The organism is Microbispora corallina (genome assembly GCF_016863035.1).
Classification (GTDB): Bacteria; Actinomycetota; Actinomycetes; order Streptosporangiales; family Streptosporangiaceae; genus Microbispora; species Microbispora corallina.
On sequence record NZ_BOOC01000080.1, the window covers coordinates 1 to 4356 of the forward strand.

The following is a 4356-nucleotide window of genomic DNA, read 5'->3' on the forward strand; positions in this document are numbered from 1 at the left end:
GGAGCCGCACCGCGACGAACGGCACGCCGAGCCGGCGGGCCCCGCCGTGCACCACCGACGTCGGCGGGGACATGACCGCTTGGGGAGACAGTGTGGAAACTCATCACGAAATGTGTCAAGAGAGTGTCGAGAAAGTTTCGACCGACGGTGGGTGAGGGGGCCGGACACCTCCGCCGGCCACGGACGTCACGCCGAAAGCTCCCGGTGCGCGGTCGACGGGTCCGTGAATTTTTCATCACCGTCGTCCTCGGCGATGGTGCGGTCCACTGCCCCTCTACCAGCGCCTGGGCGTGGCGGGAGAGCCCGGGAGGCCGCCGGAGGGCCGGACACGCCTCTTGACGGTGGCCCGCACGTCGTATTGGCTACGCCATCACCACCGACGAATGTCCGCCGCGGACGGGAGGTTCGGCTCGACCGCAGAATGTGAGCGCTAACAATTCTCTCGGTCTCCGGGAGGGAGGTTCTCCGTGAATCCGAAGTCGTCAGCCGGCCGTGCCACCCGCCGCGATCGGCGCGCGGCGGCGTCGAAGCGCACCCCGGATCGGCCGCGGACGTGGCCGGACGCGCCCGGCACGTTCTCGGGATCGTGTGCGACGATGTCTCGCGCCGTTCATGTGAACGCTAACGTCGCGACGGCCCGGGAGAGACGCCGAGCCGCGCGAGGCCCGGCCCGGCACGAGCACGCGGCGAACGGGCGGCGGCTCGCCCGCCCGACCGGGCTCGAGAGCGGCCGGACCTCCGGACCGCGGGCCTCCTCGACGACTCCACCCCACCCACCCGGATAACCCGTCTCTCGCGGGGAGCCGCCGCGCCGCCACCGGGCGGCCGGTCCAGGCACCCGCCTACCGGCTACGAACTCCCGTCCCGAACGCGCATCCCCCCGGCGGTTGCCCGCCGCGCTTTCACCCCCAGGAGTTGTCCCATGCACGTGTCCCTCTTCCGTTCACCGGCCGGCCGAAGGCGTTCGCCGGCCGTGGCCGTGATGTCCGTCGTCGCGGCCCTGACGGCGGTGCTGGCGTTGTCGTGGCCGTCGCCCGCGTCGGCGGCGGTGGCGCCGTTGGTGAGTGCGGCGTCGGGGCGGTGTCTGGATGTGGCGGGCAACTCCGATGCGGCGGGTGCGGCGTTGCAGATCTGGGACTGCAACGGGCAGGCGAATCAGGGGTTCGAGTTCACTTCGGCGGGGGAGTTGCGGACCTTCGGTGGGACGCGGTGTGTGGACGCCTATGGGCAGGGGACTTCGCCGGGTACGAAGGTGGTCATCTGGACGTGTAACGGGCAGAGCAATCAGAAGTGGCGGCAGAACGGGGACGGGTCGGTCGCGGGTGTGCAGTCGGGGTTGTGCCTGGATGTGAACGGGGCGGGGACGGCCAACGGCACCGCGGTCATCTTGTGGACCTGCAACGGCCAGAGCAACCAGCGGTGGACCACCACCTCGGGCACCCCCACTCCCACCCCCACTCCGACGCCGTCGGTGACGCCGTCGGGGGGGACGTTGCCGTCGAGTTTCCGGTGGAGTTCCAGTGGTGCGTTGATCGCGCCGAAGCCGGACTCGACGCACACCATCGCGGGGATCAAGGACCCGTCGGTGGTGTACTACAACGGCAGGTACCACGTGTTCGCCAGCACCGCCCAGTCCGCCGGCTACGGCCTGGAGTACCTGAACTTCACCGACTGGTCGCAGGCAGGCTCGGCGACGCAGTACTACCTGGACCGCAGCCCGATCGGCGGCGGATACCGGGCGGCGCCGGAGGTGTTCTACTTCGCGCCGCAGAAGCTGTGGTACCTGATCTACCAGACCGGTAACGCCTCGTACTCCACCAACCCCGACATCTCCAACCCCAACGGGTGGAGCGCGCCGAAGAACTTCTACTCCGGGATGCCGTCGATCATCCAGCAGAACATCGGCAACGGCTACTGGGTCGACATGTGGGTGATCTGCGACAGCGCCAACTGCCACCTGTTCTCCTCCGACGACAACGGGCACCTGTACCGGTCGCAGACCTCGCTGGCCGACTTCCCCAACGGCATGTCGCAGCCGGTGATCGCGTTGCAGGACGCCAACCGCAACAACGTGTTCGAGGCGTCGAACGTGTACAAGGTCGCCGGGCAGAACCAGTACCTGCTGATCGTCGAGGCGATCGGCAGCCGCGGGCGGTACTTCCGGTCCTGGACCTCCTCCAGCATCGCCGGATCGTGGACGCCGCTGGCGGCCAGTGAGTCCAACCCGTTCGCCGGGGCGGCGAACGTGACCTTCCCCGCCGGCGCGTGGACCACCGACATCAGCCACGGGGAGATGGTCCGCACCCAGGTCGACCAGACGCTGACGATCAGCCCGTGCAGGATGCAGTACCTGTACCAGGGCCGCGACCCCAACTCGGGCGGGGACTACAACGCCCTGCCGTGGCGGCTGGGCCTGCTCACGCAGACCAACTCCACCTGCTGACGCAGTCGCCGCCACACCCTGACCTCGCTCTCCTTCCTGGCGAGGACGGCCTCCGGCGCGGCACGACCGCCGCGCCGGAGGCCCGGGCCGGGAGCCCGCGCGGCCCCCGTCGCCCCGAGGCCGCGACGGCCCATCCCCCTGAACCCACCGCCGTACGCGCGGATCCCTGATGCGCAGGAGAAACGGATGCGACTGACCAGGTTCCTACGGCGAAGGCCGCCCGCTCACCTCACGGGTGACCGTCCCTCCCTCGCCCGGCCCTCGATGGGCCGGCGCGTGCGGCGGCTCGCCGTCGCCGCGCACCTGACCGTCGCGGCGCTGCTGCCGGCGGGTGTGGCGGCCACGGACGCGGACGCCACGACGGCCCCGGCCGAGGTGCCGGCCATGGCGGCCTCGCCGGTCACGACCCCGCCCATGGGCTGGGCGTCGTGGAACACGTTCGCGGCCCAGATCAACTACAACGTGATCAAGACGCAGGTCGACGCCATGGTCTCCTCGGGGATGAAGGACGCCGGGTACCAGTACGTCAACATCGACGAGGGCTGGTGGCAGGGCACCCGAGACGCCTCGGGCAACATCACCGTGGACACCGCCGAGTGGCCCGGCGGGATGAAGGCGATCGCCGACTACATCCACAGCAAGGGCCTCAAGGCGGGCATCTACACCGACGCCGGGCGCAACGGATGCGGGTACTACTACCCGACCGGGCGCCCCGCGGCCCCGAACAGCGGCAGCGAGGGGCACTACGACCAGGACTTCCTGCAGTTCTCCCAGTGGGGCTTCGACTTCGTGAAGGTCGACTGGTGCGGCGGCAACGCCGAGGGGCTCAACCCGCGGACAGCCTACCAGGCGATCAGCGACGCGATCGGCCGGGCCACCGCCCAGACCGGGCGGCCCATGGTGCTGTCGGTGTGCGACTGGGGGGTGCAGAACCCCTGGGACTGGGCGCCCTCCATGTCGACGATGTGGCGTACCAGCGGGGACATCATCTACTGGGGTCAGAGCCCGGCGATGGACCGGGTGCTGGCCAACTTCGACTCCGCCCAGCACCCCTCCGCGCAGAGCCCCGGCCACTACAATGACCCCGACATGCTGATCGTGGGCATGCCCGGCTTCTCCGCGGCGCAGAACCGCACCCACCTCGGACTGTGGGCCGTTTCGGGGGCGCCGCTGCTGGCCGGCAACAACCTCGCCACCATGAGCTCCGACACCCGGGCGATCCTCACCAACCGGGAGGTGCTGGCGGTCGACCAGGACCCGCTCGGGCGGCAGGGCGTGAAGGTGGCCGAGGACCAGAGCGGGCGCCAGGTGTACAGCAAGGTGCTGTCGGGCACCGGCCGCCGGGCCGTGCTCCTGCTCAACCGGACCACCTCGGCCGCCGCCGTCACCGCCCGCTGGTCCGACCTCGGCCTGTCGGGCGCGGCCACCGTGCGCAACCTGTGGACGGGGAGCGACGCCGGGACCTTCAGCGGCTCCTACACCACCACCGTCCCCGCCGGAGAGGCCGTCCTGCTCACCGTCACCGCCACCGGAGCCACCCCGTCTCCCACGCCCACGCTTTCGCCCACGGTGACGCCGACGCCGACGGTGACGCCGACGGGGAGCACGAGCGCGTTCCGGGGTGTGGGGTCGGGCCGGTGCCTGGACGTCACGGGCGCCTCGCAGGCGAACGGGGCGCTGGCGGAGATCTGGGACTGCAACAATCAGGCGAACCAGCGGTGGACGGTCACGAGCGCCGGTGAGCTGCGGGTGTACGGGTCCAAGTGCCTGGACGTCAACAACCGGGGCACGGCCGACGGAACCGGCGTCATCATCTGGGACTGCAACGGCCAGAACAACCAGCAGTGGCGCCTCAACTCCGACGGCAGCCTGACCGCTGTCGGCGCCAACAAGTGCCTCGATGTGCCGAACAG

General features: G+C 70.3%; 2 protein-coding genes. Both read left to right on the forward strand.

Annotated features, from left to right (window positions below):
* Positions 1 to 982 precede the first annotated feature (982 nt).
* Complete coding sequence (locus tag Mco01_RS38565) at positions 983 to 2443, forward strand: non-reducing end alpha-L-arabinofuranosidase family hydrolase (protein ID WP_239104241.1); 1461 nt, start codon at positions 983 to 985, stop codon at positions 2441 to 2443.
* A gap of 186 nt (positions 2444 to 2629) precedes the next feature.
* Positions 2630 to 4356, forward strand: a 1727-nt coding sequence (locus Mco01_RS39645) for a glycoside hydrolase family 27 protein (protein ID WP_239104240.1), incomplete at its 3' end; no start/stop codon positions are given.

Excerpts from the sequence above, each read along its gene's own strand:
- Mco01_RS38565 (WP_239104241.1), top strand. The coding sequence starts at position 983 with ATGTCCGTCGTCGCGGCCCTGACGGCGGTGCTGGCGTTGTCGTGGCCG.